This window comes from Planomonospora corallina (assembly GCF_042650625.1).
Lineage (GTDB): Bacteria > Actinomycetota > Actinomycetes > Streptosporangiales > Streptosporangiaceae > Planomonospora_B > Planomonospora_B corallina.
Genome location: NZ_JBHSBM010000016.1, coordinates 202,859 through 226,251 on the forward strand (window position 1 = coordinate 202,859; position 23,393 = coordinate 226,251).

General features: G+C 75.5%; 19 protein-coding genes and 3 riboswitches (1 of these 22 cut by a window edge). Of the genes, 10 read left to right on the top strand and 9 right to left on the bottom strand.

Annotation, left to right across the window (positions count from 1 at the left end):
* Window positions 1-142 precede the first annotated feature (142 nt).
* A complete protein-coding gene (ygiD, locus tag ACFOWE_RS12090; protein WP_377287364.1) occupies window positions 143-1,051 on the top strand; it encodes a 4,5-DOPA-extradiol-dioxygenase in 909 nt (302 codons plus the stop codon).
* A gap of 16 nt (window positions 1,052-1,067) precedes the next feature.
* Here ygiD and ACFOWE_RS12095 read toward each other — a convergent pair whose 3' ends face one another.
* Window positions 1,068-2,330 (bottom strand): GNAT family N-acetyltransferase, encoded by a 1,263-nt coding sequence (locus ACFOWE_RS12095; protein ID WP_377287365.1) that lies wholly within the window; start codon window positions 2,328-2,330, stop codon window positions 1,068-1,070.
* A gap of 224 nt (window positions 2,331-2,554) precedes the next feature.
* Between ACFOWE_RS12095 and ACFOWE_RS12100 the strand changes: the two genes are divergently transcribed.
* The 3 genes from ACFOWE_RS12100 (at window position 2,555) to ACFOWE_RS12110 (ending at window position 6,349) form a co-directional block, all read left to right on the top strand.
* Window positions 2,555-3,550: a saccharopine dehydrogenase NADP-binding domain-containing protein gene (locus tag ACFOWE_RS12100; RefSeq protein WP_377287366.1), complete on the top strand. Its 996-nt coding sequence runs from the start codon at window positions 2,555-2,557 to the stop codon at window positions 3,548-3,550.
* Window positions 3,551-3,661: 111 nt separating this feature from the next.
* Entirely contained in the window at window positions 3,662-5,308 is a 1,647-nt protein-coding gene (locus tag ACFOWE_RS12105; protein WP_377287367.1) for a HAMP domain-containing methyl-accepting chemotaxis protein, read from the top strand.
* A 294-nt stretch (window positions 5,309-5,602) separates the two neighbouring features.
* Window positions 5,603-6,349 carry a cobalt-precorrin-6A reductase gene (locus ACFOWE_RS12110; RefSeq protein ID WP_377287368.1) on the top strand — a complete coding sequence of 249 codons (747 nt, stop codon included), beginning with the start codon at window positions 5,603-5,605 and terminating at the stop codon, window positions 6,347-6,349.
* Window positions 6,350-6,386: 37 nt separating this feature from the next.
* Here the strand turns inward: ACFOWE_RS12110 and ACFOWE_RS12115 are convergent, their stop codons facing one another.
* From ACFOWE_RS12115 to ACFOWE_RS12135, 5 genes are all read right to left on the bottom strand, one after another.
* Window positions 6,387-7,208, bottom strand: coding sequence for a CbtA family protein (locus tag ACFOWE_RS12115; RefSeq protein ID WP_377287369.1), 822 nt, complete (start codon window positions 7,206-7,208; stop codon window positions 6,387-6,389).
* An 87-nt stretch (window positions 7,209-7,295) separates the two neighbouring features.
* Complete coding sequence (locus tag ACFOWE_RS12120; protein WP_377287370.1) at window positions 7,296-7,508, bottom strand: CbtB domain-containing protein; 213 nt, start codon at window positions 7,506-7,508, stop codon at window positions 7,296-7,298.
* 17 nt (window positions 7,509-7,525) lie between these two features.
* Window positions 7,526-7,644, bottom strand: a riboswitch (adenosylcobalamin (AdoCbl) riboswitch).
* A gap of 1 nt (window position 7,645) precedes the next feature.
* On the bottom strand, window positions 7,646-9,070 hold the full coding sequence (locus ACFOWE_RS12125; RefSeq protein ID WP_377287371.1) for a cobyrinate a,c-diamide synthase: 1,425 nt from the start codon (window positions 9,068-9,070) through the stop codon (window positions 7,646-7,648).
* Window positions 9,064-9,678 carry a cob(I)yrinic acid a,c-diamide adenosyltransferase gene (cobO, locus tag ACFOWE_RS12130; RefSeq protein ID WP_377287372.1) on the bottom strand — a complete coding sequence of 205 codons (615 nt, stop codon included), beginning with the start codon at window positions 9,676-9,678 and terminating at the stop codon, window positions 9,064-9,066. Before cobO ends, ACFOWE_RS12125 begins: the two co-directional genes overlap by 7 nt.
* A complete protein-coding gene (locus ACFOWE_RS12135; protein WP_377287373.1) occupies window positions 9,678-11,789 on the bottom strand; it encodes a VWA domain-containing protein in 2,112 nt (703 codons plus the stop codon). Before ACFOWE_RS12135 ends, cobO begins: the two co-directional genes overlap by 1 nt.
* A gap of 19 nt (window positions 11,790-11,808) precedes the next feature.
* Window positions 11,809-11,943, bottom strand: a riboswitch (cobalamin riboswitch).
* Window positions 11,944-12,134: 191 nt separating this feature from the next.
* On the opposite strand from ACFOWE_RS12135, the gene cbiE reads away from it, so the two are divergent.
* Window positions 12,135-13,343, top strand: a complete 1,209-nt coding sequence (gene cbiE / locus ACFOWE_RS12140) for a precorrin-6y C5,15-methyltransferase (decarboxylating) subunit CbiE (RefSeq protein ID WP_377287374.1) — start codon at window positions 12,135-12,137, stop codon at window positions 13,341-13,343.
* The gene (locus ACFOWE_RS12145; RefSeq protein ID WP_377287375.1) at window positions 13,289-14,107 is read left to right on the top strand and encodes a cobalt-precorrin-4/precorrin-4 C(11)-methyltransferase; all 819 of its coding nucleotides are present in this window, start codon (window positions 13,289-13,291) and stop codon (window positions 14,105-14,107) included. Before cbiE ends, ACFOWE_RS12145 begins: the two co-directional genes overlap by 55 nt.
* On the opposite strand, the gene ACFOWE_RS12150 is transcribed toward ACFOWE_RS12145, so the two are convergent.
* From ACFOWE_RS12150 to ACFOWE_RS12160, 3 genes are read right to left on the bottom strand one after another with little or no spacing between them, the layout of a single operon-like run.
* Window positions 14,090-15,739: a precorrin-2 C(20)-methyltransferase gene (locus ACFOWE_RS12150; protein ID WP_377287376.1), complete on the bottom strand. Its 1,650-nt coding sequence runs from the start codon at window positions 15,737-15,739 to the stop codon at window positions 14,090-14,092. The two genes, ACFOWE_RS12145 and ACFOWE_RS12150, sit on opposite strands and share 18 nt — an antisense overlap.
* Window positions 15,736-16,404, bottom strand: a complete 669-nt coding sequence (locus tag ACFOWE_RS12155) for a precorrin-8X methylmutase (RefSeq protein ID WP_377287572.1) — start codon at window positions 16,402-16,404, stop codon at window positions 15,736-15,738. The genes ACFOWE_RS12150 and ACFOWE_RS12155 overlap by 4 nt, the downstream gene beginning before the upstream one ends.
* Complete coding sequence (locus ACFOWE_RS12160; protein WP_377287377.1) at window positions 16,404-17,237, bottom strand: nitrite reductase; 834 nt, start codon at window positions 17,235-17,237, stop codon at window positions 16,404-16,406. The genes ACFOWE_RS12155 and ACFOWE_RS12160 overlap by 1 nt, the downstream gene beginning before the upstream one ends.
* 72 nt (window positions 17,238-17,309) lie before the next feature.
* Window positions 17,310-17,522, top strand: a riboswitch (cobalamin riboswitch).
* 89 nt (window positions 17,523-17,611) lie between these two features.
* On the opposite strand from ACFOWE_RS12160, the gene ACFOWE_RS12165 reads away from it, so the two are divergent.
* From ACFOWE_RS12165 to ACFOWE_RS33890, 4 genes are all read left to right on the top strand, one after another.
* Window positions 17,612-18,385 (top strand): (2Fe-2S) ferredoxin domain-containing protein, encoded by a 774-nt coding sequence (locus ACFOWE_RS12165; protein ID WP_377287378.1) that lies wholly within the window; start codon window positions 17,612-17,614, stop codon window positions 18,383-18,385.
* Entirely contained in the window at window positions 18,379-22,008 is a 3,630-nt protein-coding gene (gene cobN, locus ACFOWE_RS12170) for a cobaltochelatase subunit CobN (protein ID WP_377287573.1), read from the top strand. The genes ACFOWE_RS12165 and cobN overlap by 7 nt, the downstream gene beginning before the upstream one ends.
* On the top strand, window positions 22,005-22,769 hold the full coding sequence (gene cobF / locus ACFOWE_RS12175; RefSeq protein ID WP_377287379.1) for a precorrin-6A synthase (deacetylating): 765 nt from the start codon (window positions 22,005-22,007) through the stop codon (window positions 22,767-22,769). Before cobN ends, cobF begins: the two co-directional genes overlap by 4 nt.
* Before the next feature lie 416 nt (window positions 22,770-23,185).
* A protein-coding gene (locus ACFOWE_RS33890; protein WP_449301211.1) for a histidine kinase dimerization/phosphoacceptor domain-containing protein crosses the window boundary here: on the top strand, window positions 23,186-23,393 show its 5' portion. The gene runs 134 nt beyond the window's last position; only the first 208 of its 342 coding nucleotides appear in the window; it begins with the start codon at window positions 23,186-23,188; its stop codon lies off the right edge, out of view.

Consider the following 23,393-nt stretch of genomic DNA (forward strand, 5'->3'; position numbering starts at 1 on the left):
GCCAGGTGCTCGCCTCCCGCCTCCAGGCGGGGGCGTTCGCATTGCTTGGCCCGGCTTTGACGCCTGCCTCCCCGGTCATCGGCGGTGCCCGGGTTAGGTTGGGCCCACAGCCAGCCGCACAGCCAGCCGCACAGGAGCCGACATGAGCGCCGACATGGGCACCGACGTGGGCACCGACGTGGGCACCGCCGGCACCTCGACCCGGATGCCGGCGGCGTTCCTCGGGCACGGCAGCCCGATGAACGCGCTGGAGGACAACCGCTACACCCAGGCCTGGCGGGCCTTCGGCCGGGCGGTCCCGCGCCCGCGCGCCATCCTCGTGGTCTCGGCGCACTGGTACATCAACGCCACCGCCGTCACCGCCATGGCCCGCCCCCGCACCATCCACGACTTCTACGGCTTCCCCCGCCCGCTGTTCGAGGTGGACTACCCGGCTCCAGGCCTGCCGGAGCTGGTCACCGAGGTGGCCGACGCCGTCCACCCCACCTGGGTCGGCGCCGACCTCGACAGCTGGGGGCTCGACCACGGCACCTGGTCGGTCCTGGTGCACGCCTTCCCCGAGGCCGACATCCCGGTCGTGCAGCTGAGCATCAACGCCGACAAGGACTTCGACCACCACCTGCGGCTGGGCGCCGCGCTCGCGCCGCTGCGCGAGCGCGGCGTGCTCGTCGTCGGCAGCGGCAACGTCGTGCACAACCTGCGCGGCATGAACGGCGCGCTGCCCGACGCCGGCTTCGACTGGGCGCAGCGCTTCGACGAGCACGCCAAGGAGACGATGCTCGGCGACCCCGCCTCCGCCGCCGCCCTCGACGGCCATCGCGACTTCGACCGGGCGGTGCCCACCCCCGACCACTTCCTGCCGCTGCTGTACCTGGCCGGCCTGGCCAGTGCCGACGGCGGCGGCACCTCGGTCCTCGTCGACGGCTACGCCTACGGGTCGTTGTCGATGACCGCCTACACCCTCGACGCGGCCTGCCCCGGCGCCGGTGACGGCAGCACGCCGGCCCCGCCGCTCCCCGGTGACGTGCCGCCCGACGCCTCCAACATGTGAGGGATCGTCCGGGGTCTCACCGGCCCACGACCGTGCTGCGCCGTTCCAGCAGCACCACGTCCCGCCAGACGCCGCGGTGGCGGCCGACGCGTTCGCGCACGCCCACGACCCGGAAGCCGAGCGCCTCGTGCAGGCGCAGGCTGGGGGCGTTCTCGGGGAAGACGCCGGACTGGATCGTCCAGATCCCGGCCTCCTCGCAGGCGGCGATGAGCGCCTCCAGCAGCGCGCGGCCGACGCCGCGGCCCTGATGGCGCGGGTGGACGTAGACGCTGTGCTCGACCACCCCGGCGTACACGCGGCGCGACGACACCGCGGAGGCGGCCACCCAGCCGGTCACCTCTCCGGTCGCGGCGTCCGCCGCGACGAAGCGCAACCGCGCGGGCCTGCCCGCGGTGAAGTCCTGCCAGCCCGGCGCGGCCGTCTCGAGACTGGCCTGCCCGCCGTCCAGTCCGGCCTGGTAGATGGCCAGCACCTGCTCGGCGTCGTCATCGTGCATCGGCCGCACGACCAGGCCCGCGGGTGCGGGCGGGCCGGCGGGTGGGGAGCCCCGGCGGACGGCGGTGGCGTCGCGGGCCGTGAGGGCGCCACGTCCTGGCGCGGGCTCGGGGGCCGGTGCGGGCGGCAGTGTCGTGAGCAGGCGGGCGAGCGAGTCGACGGCCCACTCCCGCCAGCGGAGGTGCCCCCATCTCCGCCGGCTCACCAGCAGGTTGTAGGTCTCCGGCGACAGGATCACCAGGGCGATGTCGGCGGCGGCGGCGGGATCGAGGCCGTCGCGCAGGGGCGTCTTGCGGGCGAGCGCCCCCATGAGGACCTCCAGCACGGTCAGCCGCTGCCGGATGTTGACGGCCCAGACCTCGGCCAGGTCGGAGTCGGTCGCGGCGGCGCTGCGCACGACGTCCAGGAGCGGCGCGGCGCGCAGGTGGATCTCTCCGGCGCCGGTGACCTGGCGGCGTATCTGCCCGAGCGGCTCGGGGTCGGCGAGCGCGTCGCGGACCCAGGGGCGCTCCAGTGTGGGGACGGGTTCGTCGTCGCCCGCGACGGCCTGATCGAGGGCGGCGGTGAGGACGGCCCGCTTGGTGCCGAAGGCGTAGTAGACGGTCTGCTCGCTCACGCCCGCCCTGGCCGCGATGGCGGTGATGCTCGTGGTGGTGTAGCCGGCCGTGGTGAACAGCTCGGTGGCCGCCGCGACGATGCGGGCGCGGGTGGCCCGGGCCCGTGCGGACCGCCCGTCCTCTTTCCCGGAACTCCGTACGGCCCTGCCCGGCGGTGTCTCGCTCACGACTTGACTGTAGCAGCACTCTAAAAACATTCTTGTAGTGTGACTACGAAAACATGGGGGTCGCGGGACTCCGCCTCTCCGCTCCCATCCACCCCGGCCGTCCCTCCCGCACCCGCACCCCCTGCACCCGCACCCCCTGCATCCGGAGCCGTCCGCGCCCCGGCCGTGCCCGGCCGCCGCCTCACGGACCCCGCGGCCGCCGTACGGCGATCAGGAGCGCTCCGGTGACGGGCACGGTCCTCATCCTCGGCGGATACGGCGCGGTCGGCCGTGAGGCGGCGGCCGTACTCGCCGGAGAGGCGACGGTGATCGTGGCCGGACGCGACCCCGGCCGGGCCCGGCCGGTTCCGGGGACCACCGCGATGCGCGTGGACGCCACCGACCCGGCGGACCTGGACAGGGCGCTGGAGGGCGTCGGCGCCGTGCTCATGTGCGCCGAGACCGGCGACGCCCGGGTCGCCCGCGCCTGCCTGGAGCGCGGCATCGGCTACGTGGACGTCTCCGCCTCGCCGCACGTGCTCGCCGGAATCCAGGAACTCGACGGCCTGGCCGCGGCACGCGGCGCGACGGCCGCCCTCAGCGTGGGCCTCGTACCCGGCGTCACCAACCTGCTGGCGCGCGTCTGCGCCGAGCGCTCACCGGGCCAGGACCTGCGCATCGGGGTGCTGCTCGGCTCGGGGGAGCGGCACGGCCCGGCCGCGCTCGCCTGGACCCTGGACGGGCTGGGCCGGCTCGACGGCTCGTGGACGATGGGCTTCCCGCCGCCGTACGGCGAGCGCACCGTCCACCGTTTCCCCTTCTCCGACCAGTACACCCTGCCCGCCACCCTCGGTGTGACCTCGGTGAGCACGGGGCTCTGCCTGGACTCCCGCCTGCTCACCGGTCTGCTCGCCGCGGCCGGCAGGCCCGCCGTCGCGGGCCTGCTGCGCCGTCCCGCGATCCGCGGCCCGCTGCTGCGCGCACTGGCCGGGATCCACCTCGGCGGTGACGGGTTCGCCGTGGCGGTCCGCTCCGGCACGGCATGGGCCGCCTTCAGCGGACGGCGGCAGAGCCGCGCGACCGGGCGCGCCGCCGCGCTGCTCGTCCGCCGCCTGCCGGCTCTGCCGCCGGGCGTCCGGCACATCGAGCAGCTGGTGGATCCCGCCGCCTTCCTGGCCGAGCTCGCCGCCGGCGGCTTCGACCTGCACCTCGGCGGTGTGCGGGAGGGCGGTCCCGGGTGACGGCCGCCGGCTCCCGATTCCTCATGTGAGCGCAGGCCGTGTCGATCCAGTGGGCGGGCCGGGACTCCGGCGGATCCCCGAAGAGGGCTTACGAGAAGGTCCGCGATCACCATGAACGCACGCAAGCCGGCGGTGCAGGTCACCGCCGACCGCAACCGCCTGGCCGGCAGGCTGGCCGACTTCCGCGTCGGAACCAAGATCTACGTTTCCGTCATCTGCATCGCGCTGGTCGCGCTCGTCGTCGGAGGGCTCGCGATCAACCGGATGAGCGGCCTCAACGAGGACATCAAGGAGATGAAGGCCCGGCACGTCGACAGCCTGGTGCAGCTGAGCACGCTGCGCGGCGCGGCCGGCGACGGCTTCCAGGGCCTGTTCGGCTGGGCCGTGTCGGTGGAGGCCGCGGACAAGTCCGGCAGCCGTGAGATGGTCGAGGCGGCCGACGCGGAGTTCCTGACCGCGCTGGACGCGTACCGGAAGTTGTCGGCCGGCTCGCCGCGGCGGGAGGCGGCCGCCGCCGACGTGGCCGAGACCTTCACCTACTTCCAGAACCTGCGCGACTACGCGCTGTTCCAGGAGCCGCCGGCGGCCGGGGTCCGGATGCCCGCCGCCGACCAGATCGTCGCCGAGTGGACGAAGGTCCAGCAGCGGCTCAAGGAGTCGGTCGAGGAGCTGCAGCGGGCGGAGGACGCCGAGTCCGCCGCGATGGCCGCGGTGGCCCAGGACTCCTACGACGGCGCCCGCGCCCAGATGATCGTTTATCTGGCCGTGGCCCTGCTGCTGGCCGTCGGCCTGGCCTCGTTCGTCTCCCGGGTGATCATCCGGCAGCTGGGCAGCGTCTCCACCGCGCTGGCCGCCGTGGCCGAGGGCGACCTCACCGTGCCGGCCGAGGTGCGCGCCCGCGACGAACTGGGCGCCATGGCGGCGGCCGTCAACACCGCCCGCGAGAGCCTGAGCACGATGGTCGGCCAGCTGACCACGAGCTCCCGCACCCTCGGGCAGAGCACCGAGCGGCTGACCGTCGCCACCGAGCGGATCGGCGCCTCGGCGCAGGAGGCGGCGGCCCAGGCCGGCGTGGTGACGAGCGCGGCCGGGGAGGTCTCGACGAACGTGCAGGCCGTGGCCGCGGGCAGCGAGCAGATGGGCGCCTCGATCCGCGAGATCGCGCAGAGCGCCAACGACGCCGCCCGGGTCGCCTCCGAGGCGGTCGGCGTGGCCGAGACCACCAACGCCACCGTCTCCAAGCTCGGCGAGTCCAGCGCCGAGATCGGCAACGTCGTCAAGGTGATCACCTCGATCGCCGGGCAGACCAACCTGCTGGCCCTCAACGCCACGATCGAGGCGGCCCGGGCCGGGGAGATGGGCAAGGGCTTCGCCGTGGTGGCCAACGAGGTCAAGGAGCTCGCCCAGGAGACCGCCCGGGCCACCGAGGACATCTCCCGGCGGGTGGAGACGATCCAGGCCGACACCGCCGAGGCGGTCGCCGCGATCGGGGAGATCTCCCGCATCGTCGGCCGGATCAACGACTACCAGCTGACCATCGCCTCGGCGGTGGAGGAGCAGACCGCCACCACCGGCGAGGTGGCCCGCAGCGTCTCCGACGCCGCCCGGGGCACCACCGACATCGCGACCAGCATCGGCGGGGTGGCGACCGCCGCGCAGAGCACCACCGCGACCCTGACCGAGGCCTCCGGTACCGTCGCCGAGCTCGCCGGCCTCGCCCGCGAGCTGCAGGACGTGGTCGCCCGCTTCCGGGTCTGACCCGACCGGCCGCGCCGGCCATCGGGACGCCTCGTCTTCGAAGGCGGGCCGGCCGGCCGGTCACCGGGAGACGGCGCGGGCGGGTGCGGAACGCCGGGAGGGGAGCGGCCCGCGTGCCGTGGCCGCCGGAGGCGACCGGCCGGGCGGGTTCCGCGAGGAATATCCTCTCCGGGTGAAGGTGTCGAAGATCCCGCGGGCGGGCCTGCCGGCGGCCGGGGCGGCCTCGGGGCCGCGCCCGCCCCGCCCCGCCGGCGGAGGACTGCGGGCCGTTCCCGCGGAGCGGGGGGCCGCACGGTGACGGTGCTGATCCTGGGCGGTACGGCGGAGGCACGTGAGCTCGCGCTCCTGCTCTCCGCCCGCGGCGTCCCGTTCGTGTCGTCCCTGGCGGGGCGGGTGGCCCGGCCCCGGCTGCCCGTCGGCGACGTGCGGATCGGGGGGTTCGGCGGCGTCGAGGGGCTGGCCTGCCATCTCCGGGAGAACGGCGTCGCGGCCGTCGTCGACGCGACGCATCCGTTCGCGTCGGGGATCTCCCGGAACGCCGCCCGGGCCTGCGCCCTGGAGGGGGTGCCCCTGCTCCGGCTGGAGCGTCCGGGCTGGGAGGCGGCGCCGGGAAGCGACTCCTGGAACTGGGTCGGCACCCATGAGGAGGCCGCCGCGACCGCGGCGCGGCTCGGGCGTGCGCCGTTCCTGACGACCGGACGTCAGACGCTCGGGTGCTTCCTCGGGCCGCTGGCGGAGGCGAGGGCGGTGGTGCGGGTCGTCGATCCGCCCGAGGTGGAACTGCCCCGGCCGTGGACGCTGCTGAGGAGCCGGGGACCGTACACCCTGGACGGCGAGCGGGAACTGCTGCGCCGGTACGGGTGCGACGTGCTGGTCACGAAGGACTCGGGCGGCGGGCACACCTGGCCGAAGATGCTGGCGGCCGGGGAGCTGGGCCTGGCCGTCGTCGTCGTGCGGCGGGAGAGCCGGACCGCCGGCGTGGACGTGGTCGGTGACCACGTCGCGGCCGGCGGCTGGCTCGCCGAGCGGGGGCTGGCCTGACCGGGGCGGGACCTCCCGGCGGGCCGCGCCCGCCGCTTCAGGCCCGGACGCTCTCGATGAGCTCCCGCCGGGCCGCCGCGGCCCGGGCGGTCCGCCGGACCAGCCCGCTGAGCACCACGGTGAGCGTGCCCCACAGCACGATCTGGGTGATCAGCGAGGAGAACCGGAAACTCCACAGGACGGTGGCCGGGAAGTCGCCGGGGATCTCGTCGAAGGCCGGCAGCGCCAGGCCGGCGGCCGTCACGAGGACGAGCCAGCCGACGGCCGGGACCACGGACGCGAGCCAGCCGTCTCCCCGCCTGGCCAGCCGGGAGCCGAGCACCACCGCGCCGACGGCGAGCAGCACCGAGACCGCCTGGAAGCCGAAGTAGGCGGCGGTGCGTGCCCCGATGGTGTCGCCGCTGCCCGTCGCGGGCGGGTTCGGCGGGTACTTGGCCCAGGTCGCGAGCGCGAACGCCACGAAACCCGCCACCGCGACGAGGGCCGTGGACGCGGCGGGGCTCAGCCGGCCGAGACGTCCGAGGGCGAAGGCCGCGGCGAGCCCGACGACGCCGCCCAGCGCGACACCGATGACGATGGTCGCGGTGGCGAGCCCGGCGGTGGACTGCTGCGCCCGGCTGACGCCTCCCTCGTCACCATGACTGTGACCGCCGTCGCGGGCGTCGTCGTGGTCATGGGCGTTGCCGTGGCCGTGCGCGCGGGCACCTTCCCCGTGCGCGTGGCCGGAGGCGGCGGCCTCCTCGAGGGCGATGGCGCTCTCGATGGAGGGTTCGCCGAAGACGTAGGCGGCGCCGAAGGCCAGGATTCCGGCGACGAATCCGGCGATCAGGCCATGGATGAGAAAAGTCCGAGGACTCATGTCCTGCTCCTGGTGCACGAAGGCGGCCCGGGCGCGCCTGGAGCGCCCGGGCATGGCGGCGAGCCGGTCACCCGGTGGGGCGCCGCCTCAGTGGCAGGGGTAGCCGAGCAGGTGACGGCCGTCGTGCACCCACTCGTGGACGTCGCTGCCGGCCAGGAGGGAGAGGGCGCCCTGTTCGGCGCCGACGAAGAAGACGGCGATGGCCGCCAGGAGCGTGAAGAAGAACGCCCACGGAGCCAGCGCGGAGAGGGGGAGCTTGGGGATGTCCAGCTCAGGGCCGGCCACGGATGCGTGCGACATGAGACCTCCGTCAAGGGATGCAGCGTCCCGCTGGATGGAACCCGCCCGGAGGGTCTGACTTCGCCGGAGAACGGCGTCACAGTAGCGCGACTGTGTCGGATTTCCACCGACTTCCTCGCGGACGATATAAAAAAATCTTACATTTTACCCGAATATTGGTCAATTACCCCAGAGGTGCTGTTCGCTGGGTGGCGCGCGCCGAGGGCGTGGCGGTGCACCGCGGCGGCGAACCGCCGGGCCATGGCCGGATGACCGGCCCAGTGCGTGTGCAGGTAGGAGGCGTGCACCGTCGGCGCCCCGCGGGGGCGGACGCTGAACCCCTCCGGGGAGCCGTCGACGACCCAGGCCGCGTCCCGGCCGGCGCCCGGTCCGGCCACGGTCCGGTGGAACTCGTGGCCCGTGACCCGGTCGCCCGCGCCGGCCAGCAGGGTGTCCCGCGGCGCGGCGGCCTCCCGGTACCCGAGGGTCAGCCGGGGGGACATCCGGGTCTCGCTCTCCAGCACGCCCACCATCGGCTCGCCGTCCAGGGCGCGGCTCAGGTAGAGCAGTCCGGCGCACTCGGCGACGATCGGGACCCCGCGGCCCGCCGCGTGCCCGACCGCCTCGCGCAGCGCGGAGTTGGCGCTCAGCTCGCCCGCGTGCACCTCGGGGAAGCCGCCGCCGAGATAGACGCCGCAGACGCCGTCGGGCAGCCCGGGATCGGTGAGCGGGTCGAACGGCACGACCTCGCACCCGGCCGCCCGCAGCAGCTCCTCGGTCTCGCTGTAGCGGAAGGTGAACGCCCGGCCGCCGGCGACCGCCACGACGGGCCGCAGCGCGCTGGGCGGCGGGCAGACCTCGGCCGCCGACCAGGGGAGGGCGCCGATCGGGGAGGCCCGGCGGGCCAGGGCGACGATCCGCCGGAGGTCGACCTTCGCGGCGATCCGCGCCGCCAGCCGCTCCAGGCCGGCGGCGGCGTCCTGCCGCTCCGCGGCGGGGACGAGCCCGAGATGGCGGGAGGGGACGGCGAGCCGCTCGTCCCGGTGGAGCACCCCCAGCACGGGCACCCCCGTCGGGGCGAGGGCCCGGCACACCTCCTCGGCGTGCCGCGCCGAGCCCGCCTTGTTCAGGATGACGCCGGCGACGTCCAGCTCCGGGCCGTAGGCGACCATGCCCTGGACGACGGCCGCGATCGACCGGGAGGCGTGGGAGACGTCGACCACGAGGACGACCGGGGAGCCGGTGACGGCGGCGACGTGGGCGGTGGAGGCGAAACCGTCCCCGCCGATCCGGCCGTCGTAGAGTCCCATGACCCCCTCGATGACGGCGAGGTCGGCGCCGCGCGCCCCGGCCAGCAGCAGCGGGGCCAGCAGGTGCTCGCCGACCAGGTGCGCGTCGAGGTTGCGGCCCGGCCGTCCCGTCGCCAGCGCGTGGTATCCGGGGTCGATGTAGTCGGGGCCGACCTTGTGCCCCGACACCGTGTGCCCGGCCGCGCGCAGGGCGGCCATGAGGCCCGTCGCGACGGTGGTCTTGCCGTGGCCGGAGGCGGGAGCGGCGATGACCAGGCGCGGCAGGTCTACCATTCGATGCCCCGCTGGCCCTTCTGCCCGGCGTCCATCGGATGCCTGACCTTCGTCATCTCCGTGACCAGGTCGGCGGCCTCCAGCAGCCGCGGATGGGCGCGCCGCCCCGTCACGACCACGTGCTGGCGCCCGGGCCGGTCGGCGAGGGTCGCGAGGACGTCGTCGAGGTCGACCCAGCCCCAGTCCAGCGGGTAGGTGAACTCGTCGAGGACGTACAGGTCATGGGCCTGCGCCGCGAGCCGGCGCTTGATCTCCGCCCATCCCTCGGCGGCGTCGGCCGCGTGGTCGGCCTCCGTGCCCCGGGTGCGCGACCACGACCAGCCCGAGCCCATCTTGTGCCACTCGACGGGGCCGCCCTCGCCCGTCTCGGCGTGCAGCCGGCCGAGCCGCTCCAGCACGCTCTGCTCGCCCACCCGCCACTTGGCGGACTTGACGAACTGGAACACCCCGATGTTCCAGCCCTGGTTCCAGCCGCGCATGGCCAGGCCGAACGCGGCGGTCGACTTCCCCTTCCCGTCGCCGGTGTGCACCATGAGCAGCGGGCGGTTGCGCCGCTGCCGGGTGGTGAGCCCGTCGGCGGGGACTTCCAGCGGTTGGCCCTGGGGCATCAGGCGACCCTTTCCCGGACGGCGGTGGTCAGTTCGCCGGCGGCGACCTCCCCCAGCGGGAGGTGCTCGGCGCGGAGCTCGGAGCTGAGCAGGCGGGCCAGCCCCATGCGGAAACGCCCGGTCTCGCAGTCGATGACCAGGGCGGCGACGCCCGTTCCCGCCAGCCACCGGGCGGCCCGGTGCGCCCGGTCCACCGGGTCGGGACCGGCGGTGGCCCGGCCGTCGGTGACGACGACGAGCAGGGCCCTGCGCAGGGGGTCGCGCAGGCGCTCCACCCGCAGCACCTCGGCCGCGGTGAGCAGGCCCTCGGCCAGCGGCGTGCGGCCTCCGGCGGGCAGCTCGCCCAGCCGGGCGGCGGCGACGTCGACCGACGAGGTCGGAGGCAGGAGGACCTCGGCGCGGGCCTGCCGGAACGTCACCAGCCCCACCTTGTCGCGCCGCCGGTAGGCGTCCAGGAGCAGGGAGACGATCGCCGTCTTGACCTGGGTCATGCGGCGGCGCGCCGCCATCGAGCCGGAGGCGTCGACGCAGAAGAGGATCAGGTTCGACTCCTGGCCCTGGGTGACGGCGATCCGCAGGTCCTCCCCCCGGACCAGCAGCCCGGCGCCCCGGCGGCCCCGCGCCCGCTGGTGCGGGGCCGCGGCCCGGAGCGTCTCCAGCAGGTGGACCGGGCCCGGCCCCTCCTCGGGTCCGCGGGCCCCGATCCGGCGTCCGGTCCGGGTGAGGGCGGGGGAGCGGCGGCCGGTCTCGCCGGCGCCGAGGCCGGCGACGCGGAAGGTCCTGGGCCGGTAGGGGACGCCGGGCGGGACGACCGCGGCAGCGCCATCCCCGGGCCCGCCGCCGTCGGAGTCCTGCCCGGGCGCGCCGCCGGCGGCGCCTTCCCCGGATCCGTCGCCGGCGCCGGGCGGGTCGGCGTTCCGCTCCCGCCGCCGGTCCTGCGGCGTCCCGTTCCCGTTCCCGTTCCCGTCACGCTGCTCCGGCTCCGGTCCCGGCCCGTCGGCCGCCTCAGTCCCCGGCCCGTCGGCCGGCGGCTCCCCGGGCGCGCCGGGGGAGGACGGACCGGACGGGGGAGCAGAGGGCGGAGGCGGGTCGGGAGGGAGGTCTCCCCGCCCGAGGAGCTCGTCGAGCAGCTCCTCGTCGAGCCCGGGGGCGTCGAACGGGTTGCGGCGGCGGCGGTGCGGGAGGGCCAGCCGGGCGGCGGCCCGGATGTCCTCGCGGGTGACGGAGGCGCGCCCGTGCCAGGCCGCGTGGGCGGCCGCCGCCCGGGCCGTGACGAGGTCGGCCCGCATGCCCTCGACCTCGAAGGCCGCGCAGATCTCCGCGATCTTGAGCAGGGACGCGTCATCGAGCTCGACCCGGCCGAGCAGCTCCCGCGCCCGGCCGATCCGGCGGGTCAGGTCCGCCTCCGCGCCGGCGAAGCGGGCGGCGAAGCCCTCCGGGTCCTCCTCGTAGGCCAGGCGGCGCCTGACCACCTCGACCCGGGTGCGCGGATCCCGGGGCGCGCGGGCCTCCACGGTCAGGCCGAACCGGTCGAGCAGCTGGGGCCGGAGCTCCCCCTCCTCCGGGTTCATCGTGCCGACCAGGACGAACCGGGCGGCGTGGACGACCGAGACCCCGTCGCGCTCGACGGTGGACCGCCCCATCGCGGCGGCGTCAAGCAGCAGGTCGACCAGGTGGTCGTGGAGCAGGTTCACCTCGTCGACGTAGAGGATGCCGCGGTGGGCGCGGGCGAGCAGGCCGGGCTCGTAGGCCGTGACGCCCTCGGACAGGGCCCGCTCCAGGTGCAGCGAGCCGAGCACCCGGTCCTCGGTCGCGCCGACGGGCAGCTCGACGAGGCGGACCGGCCTGGTCTCGACGGCGGCGTCCGCCGGGAAGGGGCCGTCAGGGGAGAGCGGGTCGCGCTCCCGGGGGTCGCTGGAGAACCGGTCCCCGGCGATCACCTCGATGGGCGGCAGCACCCGGGCCAGCGCCCGGACCATGGTCGACTTGGCCGTGCCCTTCTCGCCCCGGATGAGGACGCCGCCGATGGCGGGGGAGACCGCGGTGAGGGTGAGGGCGAGCGCCATGTCGTCGGAGCCGATGACCGCGCTGAAAGGGAAAGGGGGTGGCATGTGAGGCTCCCGCTCGTCCGCCGTCCGAGAGCACGAGGCCGGTCTTCGGACTTCCCAGGTCGTCGTGCCTGAGTCACCGCAGCGGGCCTGTGCCGGATTCTCACCGGCTTCCCAGATTCTCCCCGTGAGGGGCACCTCGTGCTGATGTGCCCGCCAAGGTTACCCCTCCGCCTGATCCGGTGGAAGCGCGGGGGCGCCGGGACCGGGGGAGGATCGGGACCGGGAGAGGCGCCGGGAGGAGAGGTGCCGGGACCGGGGGAGGACCGGGACCGGGAGAGGCGCCGGGAGGAGAGGTGCCGGGACCGGCGGGGGTTCAGGGGCGGCGGGGCACTAGGGTCATGCGGCATGACCGCCCTCGTGACCGTTGTCGGGATCGGAGCCGACGGCTGGGCGTCGCTCCAGGACAGACCCCGCAGGCTCGTCGAACGGGCCGGGACCCTGATCGGCGGCGCCCGGCACCTGGCGCTGGCGCCCCCCGTGGCCGGGCAGCGCCGGCTGACCTGGCCGTCCCCGCTGCGCGCCGGCCTCGGCGCCCTGCTGTCCTCCTGCTCGGGCGAGATCGTGGCCCTGGCCTCGGGGGACCCCCTGGTCTCCGGCGTGGGGAGCACGCTGATCGACGTGCTGGGCAGGGACCGCGTGGAGATCATCCCGGCGGTGTCGTCGGTCGCGCTGGCCCGGGCCAGGATGCGCTGGCCCGCCGAGACCGCGAGCGTGCTCAGCCTCGTCGGCCGGGACCCGCGGACGCTGCTGCGGCTGCTGGCCCCGGACCGGCGCGTATTGATCCTGTCCGGAGACGGCACCACCCCCCGCCGGGTCGCGGAGCTCCTGCTGGCCGCGGGTTTCGGCACCAGCGAGCTGACGGTCCTGTCCGACCTGGGCACCGAACGGGAGGCGGCGTTCCGGGCGACGGCCGCCGACGGGGTGCCCGCCGGGTTCCCGCCCCTGAACATCGTGGCGGTCGAGTGCGCCGGGACTCCCGCGGGCCTCTCCCTCGTGGCGGGCCTGCCCGACGAGGTCTTCGAGCACGACGGCCAGCTCACCAAGCGCGACGCGCGGGCCTCGGCGCTGGCCCGGCTCGCCCCTGCGCCCGGCCAGTTGCTGTGGGACGTGGGCGCGGGCGCCGGCTCGGTCGCCATCGAGTGGATGCGGACCGACGCCTCCTGCCGGGCCGTCGCGATCGAGTCCCACCCGGACCGGGCCCGGCGCATCTCGGCGAACGCCGCGGCGCTCGGCGTCCCCGGCCTGCGGGTCGTGCACGGCAGCGCTCCCGGAGCGCTGCACGGGCTGGAGGCCCCCGACGCGGTCTTCGTCGGCGGCGGCGCCACCGGTGAGGGCGTGCTCGACCTGTGCTGGCAGGCGCTGAGGCCCGGCGGGCGCCTGGTCGTGCACGGCGTCACCCTGCAGACGGAGTCCCTGCTGGCGGCCCGGTACGGCACGCTCGGCGGCGAGCTGGTACGGCTCAGCGTGGAGCGGGCCGCGCCGCTCGGGACGTTCGACGGATGGAGACCGGCCCGGGCCGTCACCCAGTGGTCGCTGCGGAAGGATGGAAGTTGACCGTTCACTTCGTCGGGGCCGGCCCCGGAGCCGCCGACCTGCTCACGCTGCGCGCCGTGACGATGCTGCGGCGGGCGGACGTCTGCCTCTACCCCGGCACCTACATCGACGAGCACGTGCTCTCGCACTGCCGCGAGGACGCCGTGCTGGTCGACACCCGGGACCTCGACCTCGACCGGATCGTCGGCCGCCTCGTCGAGGCCCACGAGGCCGGGCGCGACGTCGTCCGGCTCTGCTCGGGGGACCCGTCGATCTACTCGGCCCTCGCCGAGCAGACCAGCCGCCTGGACGAGCACGGCGTGCCCTGGGACGTGACCCCGGGAGTGCCCGCCTACGCCGCGGCCGCCGCGCTGCTGGGCAGGGAGCTGACGGTGCCGACGCTCGCCCAGTCCGTCGTGCTCACCCGCACGCGGGCCCGGTCGAGCGTGATGCCGGAGAGCGAGTCGCTGGCGGCGTTCGCCGCGACCCGGGCCACCCTCGTGCTGCACCTGGCCGTCACCCGCGTCCGGGAGCTGGCGCGGGAGCTGACCGGCGAGTACGGTCCCGGCTGCCCGGTCGCCGTGGTGGCCAACGCCTCCCAGCCCTCCGAGCTGGTCCTCACCGGGACCCTGGCCGACATCGCCGACCAGGTCGAGGCGCACGGGCTGCGGCAGGCGGCCGTCATCCTGGTCGGTCCCGCGCTGGACGCCGACCTGCGGCGGGGCCGGGAGTCGTACCTGTACGACCCCCGGCGGCCGCGGAAGGGCTCAGCCGGCCGGGACTGAGCGGGCGGTCCACACCCGCCCGGAAGGGGTGCGCCGGGTCGCCCGCGCGCCGACGATGACCAGGCACCTCATGTCGATGGAGTCCGGCTGGAGCTCGCCGAGCGTCGTCACGGTCAGCGTCTCCCCGGCGCGCCCGACGTCGCGTCCCACGACGACGACCGTCCCGGGGTCCCGGTGCTCGAGCAGGATCTGCCGGGCCCGGGCGACCTGGGTGGTCCGCGAGCGGGAGGCGGGGTTGTAGACGCCGAGCACCAGATCGGCCTCGGCGACGGCCCGCAGCCGCCGTTCGATCACCTCCCAGGGCTTGAGCCGGTCCGACAGGCTGAGCACCGCGAAGTCGCCGCCGATCGGCGCGCCCGCGCGCGCCGCGACCGCCTGGATGGCCGTCATGCCGGGCACGACCCGGACGGGCACGTCTTCGAGGCCGGTCCGCTCGGCGGCCTCGAAGACCGCCGAGGCCATGCCGAACACGCCCGCGTCGCCTCCGGACACCACGGCGACCCGTTCTCCCTCGGCGGCCAGCCGCAGCGCGTGCGCCGCCCGGTCCACCTCCACGGTGTTGCCGCTGGCGTGGCGGCGCAGCCCGGCGCGCTGCGGCACCCGGTTGACGTAGGGGGCGTACCCCACGACGTGCTCCACCTCCGCCAGCGCCTCGGCGGCCTCCGGGGTGAGCCACTCCTCGGGGCCGGGCCCCAGCCCGACGACGAGCAGCTCCGCGGGACGGGCGCCGCCGGGGCGTCCGGGCCGCGGCTCCGCCGGGGCGGCCCGGTCCGCCGGGCCCGCCGGATGCGCCGAGCCCGCCGGATGCGCCGAGCCCGCCGGATGCGCCGGGCCCGCCGGGTCCGTCCGGCCCGCCGGTCCGGCGAGGTGGGCGGCGGGCGCGCTGGAGCCCCGGACGCCGCTCACGCTGTCGCCCGGCACCACGATGAGCGAGAAGTACGGCACGGACTCCGGATCGACGTCGCGCACCGGGCACCAGCGTTCCCGCGGCATGGAGGCCCGCTCGACGTACAGCGCGTCGTCGAGCCGCCCCGCCTCGGCGAGCGCCCGGCGCACCCCGGCGAAGGTCCGTCCGAGCTTCATGATGATCGCGCCCTGGGTGTCGGCGAGCCTGCGCGCCAGCTCGGGCACGGGCAGCGTCCCGGGCAGGACCGTCAGCACGTCGGTGTGGCGGACCAGCGGGGAGGCGACCGCCGCGGTCGCGGCCGACAGCGAGGTGACACCGGGCACGATCTCGGTGGGGAACTCGGGGGAGAGCCGGTCGTGCATGTACATGTACGAGCCGTAGAACAGCGGGTCCCCCTCGGCGAGGAGGACGACCGTGCGGCCCGCCTCCAGGTGGGCGCCGAGCCGCCGCGCGCACTGCTCGTAGAACTCGGCCATCGCCCCGGCGTAACCGCCCGGATGGCCGGTCGTGCCCGTCGTCACCGGGTAGACGAGCTGCTCCTCGACGGCTCCCGGCGGGATGAGGGCGGCCGCGGTGCGCCGGGCGTTGGAGCTCCCGTCGGCCTTGGCGTGGTAGGCGACGACGTCGGCCTCCGCGATCAGCCGCGCGGCCTTGACCGTGACGAGCTCCGGGTCCCCGGGCCCGACCCCGACCCCGTACAGCTTCCCGGTCGTCTTCCCCGTCATTCCGCTTCCCTGGCGAGCGCGTTGAGGGCGGCGGAGGCCAGGGCCGAACCGCCCCGCCTGCCGCGGACGGTCAGGAACGGCAGGTCCAGGCCGGGGGCCGGTCCGGCGTGCTCGACCAGGGCCTGCTTGGACTCGGCGGCGCCGATGAAACCGACCGGCACGCCGATGACGGCGGCCGGCCTGGGGGCTCCGTCCAGGAGCATCTCCAGCAGGTGGAACAGGGCCGTCGGGGCGTTCCCGATCGCGACCACGGCTCCCGCCAGCCGGTCGGCCCACAGGGACACCGCCGCGGCCGAGCGGGTGGTGCCCCACTCCCGGGCGAGATCGGGGACCCGCGGGTCGCGCAGGAGGCAGAGCACCTCGTTGCCCTTGGGCAGCCGGGCGCGGGTCACCCCGGAGGCGACCATGTGCGCGTCGGTGATGATCGGCGCTCCCGCCTCCAGGGCGGCGCGGGCCGCCGGGACCAGCCGGTCGTGCACGACGAGGTCGGCGGCGAGATCGACCTGCCCGGCGGCGTGCACCATGCGGACGGCGACCTTCTCGGCGTCGGCGGGCAGGTGGGAGAAGTCGCTCTCGGCGCGGATGGTCGCGAACGAGTCCGCGTAGATCGCGGCCCCGTCCGTGACGTAGTCGAACCGCCTCGGCGGGCGAATCGGTTTCATGATCACTCCAGATCGGGAAGGATGACGCTGCGCCAGGGCGTGACGGTGATCCAGGAGGCGCGCGAGGCCAGCTCGGCCGCCTTCTTCGCGGACAGCGCGCCGCCGGGGACGGCCAGGTGCTCGGCCCGGCGCCCGTCGTCCTGGGGGATGCAGCCGAAGGGCGGGGCCGGGGTGACGGCACGGGTCCGCGGATCGCGGGGCCGCCCGGGGCCGAGCAGCTCCCGCCCGGCCCCGGGCAGCTCGTCCACGTGCCAGGCGGCCCGGGGCCCGTGCCCCCGGACGCCGAGGAACCTCCGGGCCAGCTCCGTCAGGGCCGCCGGGGCCTCGTCCGGGCCGACGACCGGTCCCCACAGGCCGGTGCCCGCCCTCAGCTGGACGTGTGAGGCGTCCAGCGCGACCAGCCCGGCGTCGAGACGGCGGGAGGACACGTCCCCCCGGCCGTCGTCGAGGCAGAACAGGAACTTGCCGGGCAGGCCGGCGAGCGCGGGGTCGGCGCAGAGCAGCCGGTCGAGCTCGGCGGCGACCGGCCGCAGGTCCGCGCGCCCCCCGGCCAGGCCGGTCAGCGGCGAGACCATGATGTTGCGCACGCGGTCGTGGGAGGGGCTGGGGAGCAGCCCGGTGGCGCGCACGGCCTCGGCCACCTCGGGAGCGAGGCGGCCGCCGGTGTGCGCCAGCCCGCGGATCTGCACGTTGGCCCGGCTGGTCAGGTACAGGACGCCGTCGCCGGACTCCTCGGCGATCCGGGCGAGCCGTCGCAGCGCGCCGGCGTCGACGCGGCCGCCGACGAGACGCAGCCTGACGAGGGCTCCGTCTTCGGCGATCCAGGGTCTCAGCACTCCGGGGCAACGATCGGCACGGTCGCGAATCACGGGCGTCATGGTGCCACAAAGACGTAGATACTCCGCCGAAGGGACGTAATGGGCACTGGTAGGGTGGCCACCGCCTTGGTGATCGGGAAGCCGGTGCGAATCCGGCGCGGCCCTCGCCACTGTGAACGCCGAGTCGTACGACCCGCGCCGATGAGCCCCGCTCATCGGGGCCACTGGACAGCAGGTCCGGGAAGGCCGGTCGTGCGGCGCCGACGCGTGAGCCAGGAGACCGGCCGGGGCGTGGCATGTTTCCACGAGGGTCTGGAAGTGAGAATGCGCAGTCGACCGTCCCTGCCCGGCACCGCCCGGTCCGTCCCCGCACCGGGACGGGGCGCCGTGCCGTGGCGCACGTGCTGACCGGGGAGTCCCGCGGCCACGCCGGCCGTACCGCCACCGTGCTGGTGGGGATGTCCGCGGCGGAGGCCGCCCGCAGGAGCGAGCTGCTCCGGCTGGCGGCCGGGCTGCCGGAGGCCTCGGTCGCCTTCCTGCAACTTGCCGACCCCTCGCTGAGCCGGGAGCTCACCCGCCTGGCCGACCTGGGCTGCGCCAGGATCGTCATGATCGGCGTCTCCTTCGATCGGCTGGCTCCGGGCGGGTCGTGGCTGCGGCGGATCGCCGGGCACTGGCTGCGGCAGCGCCGGGACGGCGCGCCGTCCCTGCTGCCGGGCCCGGACCTGCTGCGGTCGCCGGACCCGGACCGCGCGGCGGGGATCCTGGCCGAGGCACTGGACTCCGCCTCACCGGTCACCGGCGGTGAGGCCGGGCTGGAGAGCGCGGCCTGGGACCGCGTCCCCGGCCACCGCCACCAGGTGTTCGTCTGCCGGGGCCCGCGCTGCACCGCCAAGGGCGCGGACGCCACGGCCGAGGCGCTGGTCCTGGGCCTGATGGGCGCGGGCCTCACCGACGACGACGTCCTGGTGACCCACACCGGCTGCCAGTTCCCGTGCAACCACGCGCCGGTCGTGAGCGTGCAGCCCGGCGACGTCTGGTACGGCCGCGTCGACGCCGGGGCCGTACGCGAGATCGTCACAGGTCACCTCCTGGACGGGCGCCCGCCCGCCCGCCACCGGCTCGAACGCTCCCCGCTCCCGCCTCGCCCCCGAGGAGAATCATGACGCGCATCGCCCTGCTGTCCACGTCCGACACCGACCTGCTCTCGGCCCGCGCGTCCGGCGCCGACTACGCCCTCGGCAACCCCTCCCGCCTCGACGTCGGCGCGGACCTGCCCGGGCTGCTCGACGGCGCGGAGATCGTGGTCGTGCGCATCCTCGGCACGGCGCGCTCCTGGCAGGACGGGCTCGACGCGGTCGCCGCCCGGGGCGTGCCGTTCGTCGTGCTCGGCGGCGAGCAGACCCCGGACGCCGCGCTGATGAGCCTGTCGGCCGAGCGCCTCGGCGCCCCCGCCGAGGCCCACCGCTACCTGGCCCAGGGCGGTCCGGCGAACCTGGCGAACCTGCACGCCTTCCTGACGGACACGGTGCTGCTCACCGGCGTCGGCTTCGAGCCCCCGGCCGTCATCCCCGACTGGGGCCGCCCGGAGCGGACCTCCCCGCCGGGCGACCTGCCGCGGATCGGCGTCCTGTACTACCGGGCCCACGAGACGAGCGGCAACAACGCGTTCGCGCACGCCCTGGCCGACGCGATCGACGCGACGGGCGAGGCCGCCGGGATCCCGCTCTACGTCTCCTCGCTCCGCGCCGCCTCCGACGACCTCTACGCCGAGCTGGCCGCCTTCGACGCGCTGATCGTCACGGTGCTGGCCGCGGGCGGCACCGCCCCGGCCACCGCGAGCGCGGGAGGCGACGACGAGGCGTGGGACGTCGAGCGCATGCGGGCCCTGGACGTCCCCGTCCTCCAGGGCCTGTGCCTGACCTCCTCCCGCGAGGCGTGGGAGTCCTCCGACGACGGCGTCTCGCCCCTGGACTCCGCCACCCAGATCGCCATCCCCGAGTTCGACGGGCGCATCATCACGGTGCCCTTCTCGTTCAAGGAGCTCGACGAGGACGGCCTTCCCCGCTACGTGCCCGACCCGGAACGGTGCGACCGGCTCGCCCGCGTCGCCGTCGCCCACGCCCGGCTGCGGCGCGTCCCCCCGGGGGAGCGCCGCGTGGCCGTCGTGCTGTCGGCCTACCCGACCAAGCACAGCAGGATCGGCAACGCGGTCGGCCTGGACACGCCGGTCTCGGCCGTCCGCCTCCTGCGCGCGATGCGCGAGCGCGGCTACGACCTCGGCGCGCCGGGGGAGATCCCCGGCCTGGACCCGCTGCCGCCCGTGGCGGGGGAGGACCCCGACACCACCGCGGGCAACGCCCTCATCCACGCGCTCATCGACGCCGGCGGCCAGGACGAGGAGTGGCTGACCGACGCCCAGCTCGCCGAGGGCGCGGTCCGCATCCCGGCGGCCCGGTACCGCGAGTGGATCTCGGACCTGCACCCGGAGCTCGCCGCCGCGATGGCCGAGGCGTGGGGACCGGCCCCCGGCACGCTGTTCGTCAACGACGACTCCGAGATCGTCCTGGCCACGCTCCGGGCCGGGAACGTCGTCATCATGATCCAGCCGCCGCGCGGGTTCGGCGAGAACCCGGTGGCCATCTACCACGACCCCGACCTGCCGCCCTCGCACCACTACCTGGCGGCCTACCGCTGGCTGGAGCACGGGTTCGGCGCGCACGCCGTCGTCCACCTGGGCAAGCACGGCTCCCTGGAGTGGCTGCCCGGCAAGAACGCCGCCCTGTCGGCGGCGTGCGCCACCGACGCGGTCCTGGGGAACCTGCCGCTCGTCTACCCCTTCCTCATCAACGACCCGGGGGAGGGCGCCCAGGCCAAACGGCGCGCGCACGCCACGATCGTCGACCACCTGATCCCGCCGATGGCCAGGGCCGAGACCTACGGCGACATCGCCAAGCTGGAGCAGCTGCTGGACGAGCACGCCAACATCGCGTCCATGGACCCGGCCAAGCTGCCGGCGATCCGCGCCCGGATCTGGACCCTGCTGCGCAACGCCCAGATCCACCGGGACCTGGGGCTGGAGGAGCGCCCCGGCGACGAGGAGTTCGACGACTTCCTGCTGCACGTCGACGGCTGGCTCTGCGAGATCAAGGACGTGCAGATCCGCGACGGGCTGCACGTGCTGGGCCAGGCGCCGCAGGGACAGGCCCGGGTGGACCTGGTGCTCGCCGTCCTGCGCGCCACCCAGATCTGGGGCGGCGACACCCGGGCGCTGCCGGGACTCCGTACGGCGCTGGGCCTCAAGGCCGACGCCCCGGCCGCCGAGGTCGACGCCGCCGAGCGGACGGCGCGGGCCCTGGTCGCCGGGATGGAGGAGAACGGCTGGGACCCCGCGCGCGTCCCCGAGGTCGTCCGGGAGCACCTCGGCGGGGACGACGAGGCGGTCGCCCGGGTGCTGGAGTTCGCCGCCGCGCAGGTCGTCCCGCGCCTGGCCGCCACCGCCGGGGAGATCGACGCCGTCCTGCACGCGCTCGACGGCGGATTCATCCCCGCCGGGCCGTCCGGATCGCCGCTGCGGGGACTGGTGAACGTCCTGCCGACCGGGCGGAACTTCTACACCGTCGACCCGAAGGCGGTGCCCTCCCCGCTGGCCTACGAGACGGGCCGGAGCATCGCGGACTCCCTCCTGGCCCGGCACCTGGCCGACACCGGGGAGTACCCGAGGTCGGTCGGCCTGTCGGTGTGGGGCACCTCCGCCATGCGCACCTCCGGTGACGACATCGCGGAGGTCCTCGCCCTGATCGGCGTACGGCCCGCCTGGGACGAGGCGTCCCGCAGGGTGAACGGGCTGGCCGTCGTCCCGCTCGAGGAGCTGGGCCGCCCGCGCGTCGACGTCACCGTCCGCATCTCGGGGTTCTTCCGGGACGCCTTCCCGCACGTCATCGCGATGCTCGACGACGCCATCAGGATGGTCGCCGAGCTGGACGAGCCGGACGAGCTGAACTACGTCCGCGCCCACACCCGGCTCGACCTGGACCGCCACGGCGACCCCAGGAGGGCGACCACCCGGATCTTCGGCTCCAGGCCGGGCTCCTACGGCGCGGGCATCCTCCAGGTGATCGAGGCCGGCACCTGGCGCGACGACGGGGACCTCGCGAAGGTCTACACCGCCTGGGGCGGCTTCGCCTACGGCCGGGACCTCGACGGCGTCCCCGCCGAGGAGGACCTGCGCGCCAACTACCGCCGGATCGCGGTCGCGGCCAAGAACGTCGACACCCGGGAACACGACATCGCCGACTCCGACGACTACTTCCAGTACCACGGAGGCATGATCGCCACCGTGCGGGCGCTGACCGGTTCGTCTCCCGCCGCCTACATCGGCGACTCCACGGCCCCCGACGCGGTGCGGACCCGCTCCCTGGCCGAGGAGACCGCCCGGGTGTTCCGCTCCCGGGTGGTCAACCCGCGCTGGATCTCGGCCATGCGCCGCCACGGCTACAAGGGCGCGTTCGAACTGGCCGCCACCGTCGACTACCTCTTCGGCTACGACGCGACCGCCGGGGTCGTGCACGACTGGATGTACGAGGCCCTCGCCGAGAGCTACGTCCTGGACGAGGAGGTGCAGGGCTTCCTGCGCCGCGCCAACCCGTGGGCGCTGCGCGGCATGATCGAGAGGCTCGACGAGGCCGCCGAGCGCGGGCTGTGGGAGTCTCCCGACCCCCGGCTGCTGGAGGAGCTGCGCCGGGTGTACCTCGAGGTCGAGGGCGACCTGGAGGAGGACGGCCGGTGAGACGCGTCCGCATCATCGGCATAGGCCCCGGCCACCCCGACCAGGTGACGGTCGAGGCCGTCCGGGCGATGAACGAGGTCGACTACTTCCTCGTCCCCGACAAGACGGACGGCCACGCGGGCACCGGCGAGCTGCTGCGCGCCCGCGAGGAGATCTGCCGCCGCCACCTCTCGTCCCCCCGCCCCATCGTGACCGTCCCCGACCCCGAGCGCGACCGCGACGACCCCGCCGACTACCGGAAGGCCGTCGAGGACTGGCACGAGGCCCGGGCCGCGGCCTTCGAGCAGGCGATGGCCGCCCACCCGGGCGATGTGGGCTTCCTGGTCTGGGGGGACCCGTCCCTGTACGACTCCACCATCCGCGTCGTCGAACGCGTCCTGGCCCGGGGCAGGCTCGCCTTCGACTACGACGTCGTCCCCGGGGTGAGCAGCCTCCACCTCCTGGCGGCCCGCCACCGTCTCGTCCTCAACGACATCGGCACCTCCCTGACGGTCGCCACCGGCCGCCGCCTGCCCGCCGAGGCCGCGGCGGGCGCGGACAACCTGGTCGTCATGCTCGACGGCGCCCTCCGCTGCGCCGCCCTCCCCTCTCCCTCCTCCTGGTGGATCTGGTGGGGCGCCAACCTGGGCTCCCCGCACGAGTCGCTGGCCGCCGGCCGCCTCGACCGCGTCCTCGACGAGATCCTCCGGGTTCGCGCCGAGACCAGGAACGCGTCGGGCTGGGTCATGGACACCTATCTGATGCGCCGCCTGCCCCGGTGATCCGCCCACCCGCCCACCCGGCCGGTCGGGCGCGGTGGCGCCGGCCCGCCCCGGCCCCCGTCCGGAGCAAGCGCGTCGCGGCCGGCCCGGGGCCGGTTCGCCTACGGTGCCCGGCACGCGGAGGATGACAGCGTGCGGGCGATGACACGGCCGTGGGCGGACGGCGGCGCGGCGGCCGGCGCCGTGGCGGTGTTCTGGGCGGGGCCGACGGCCGGCGCCGGGCCGTGGCCGCTGGTGGCGTCGCCGGGGCGCTGGCCGGGATGTCCGCGGCGCTGGCGACGGTCACCGCCGTGCCGGAGGAGGACGCGGCCGGGCTGGGGCGGCGGGTGGTGTTCGCGGTGGCCGCGCTGGGCGTGGCCTGGCTGCTCGGCACCGCCACCGGCAGGCGGATCGCGGCCGCGCGGGAGGCCGAGCGGATGCGGGTGCAACTGGAGGTGGCGCGGGACGTCCACGACGTGGTCGGGCACGCCCTCGGCGGGATCCTCGCGCGGTCGGGAGTGGTCCTCAGCCTGCCGGACGCCCGGGAGGAGGAGCTGCGCGAGACGTTGTCGGAGGTGGAGACGGACGCGCGCAGGGCGCTGGAGGAGGTGCAGGGGCTGGTGCGCACGCTGCGCGCTCCGGACG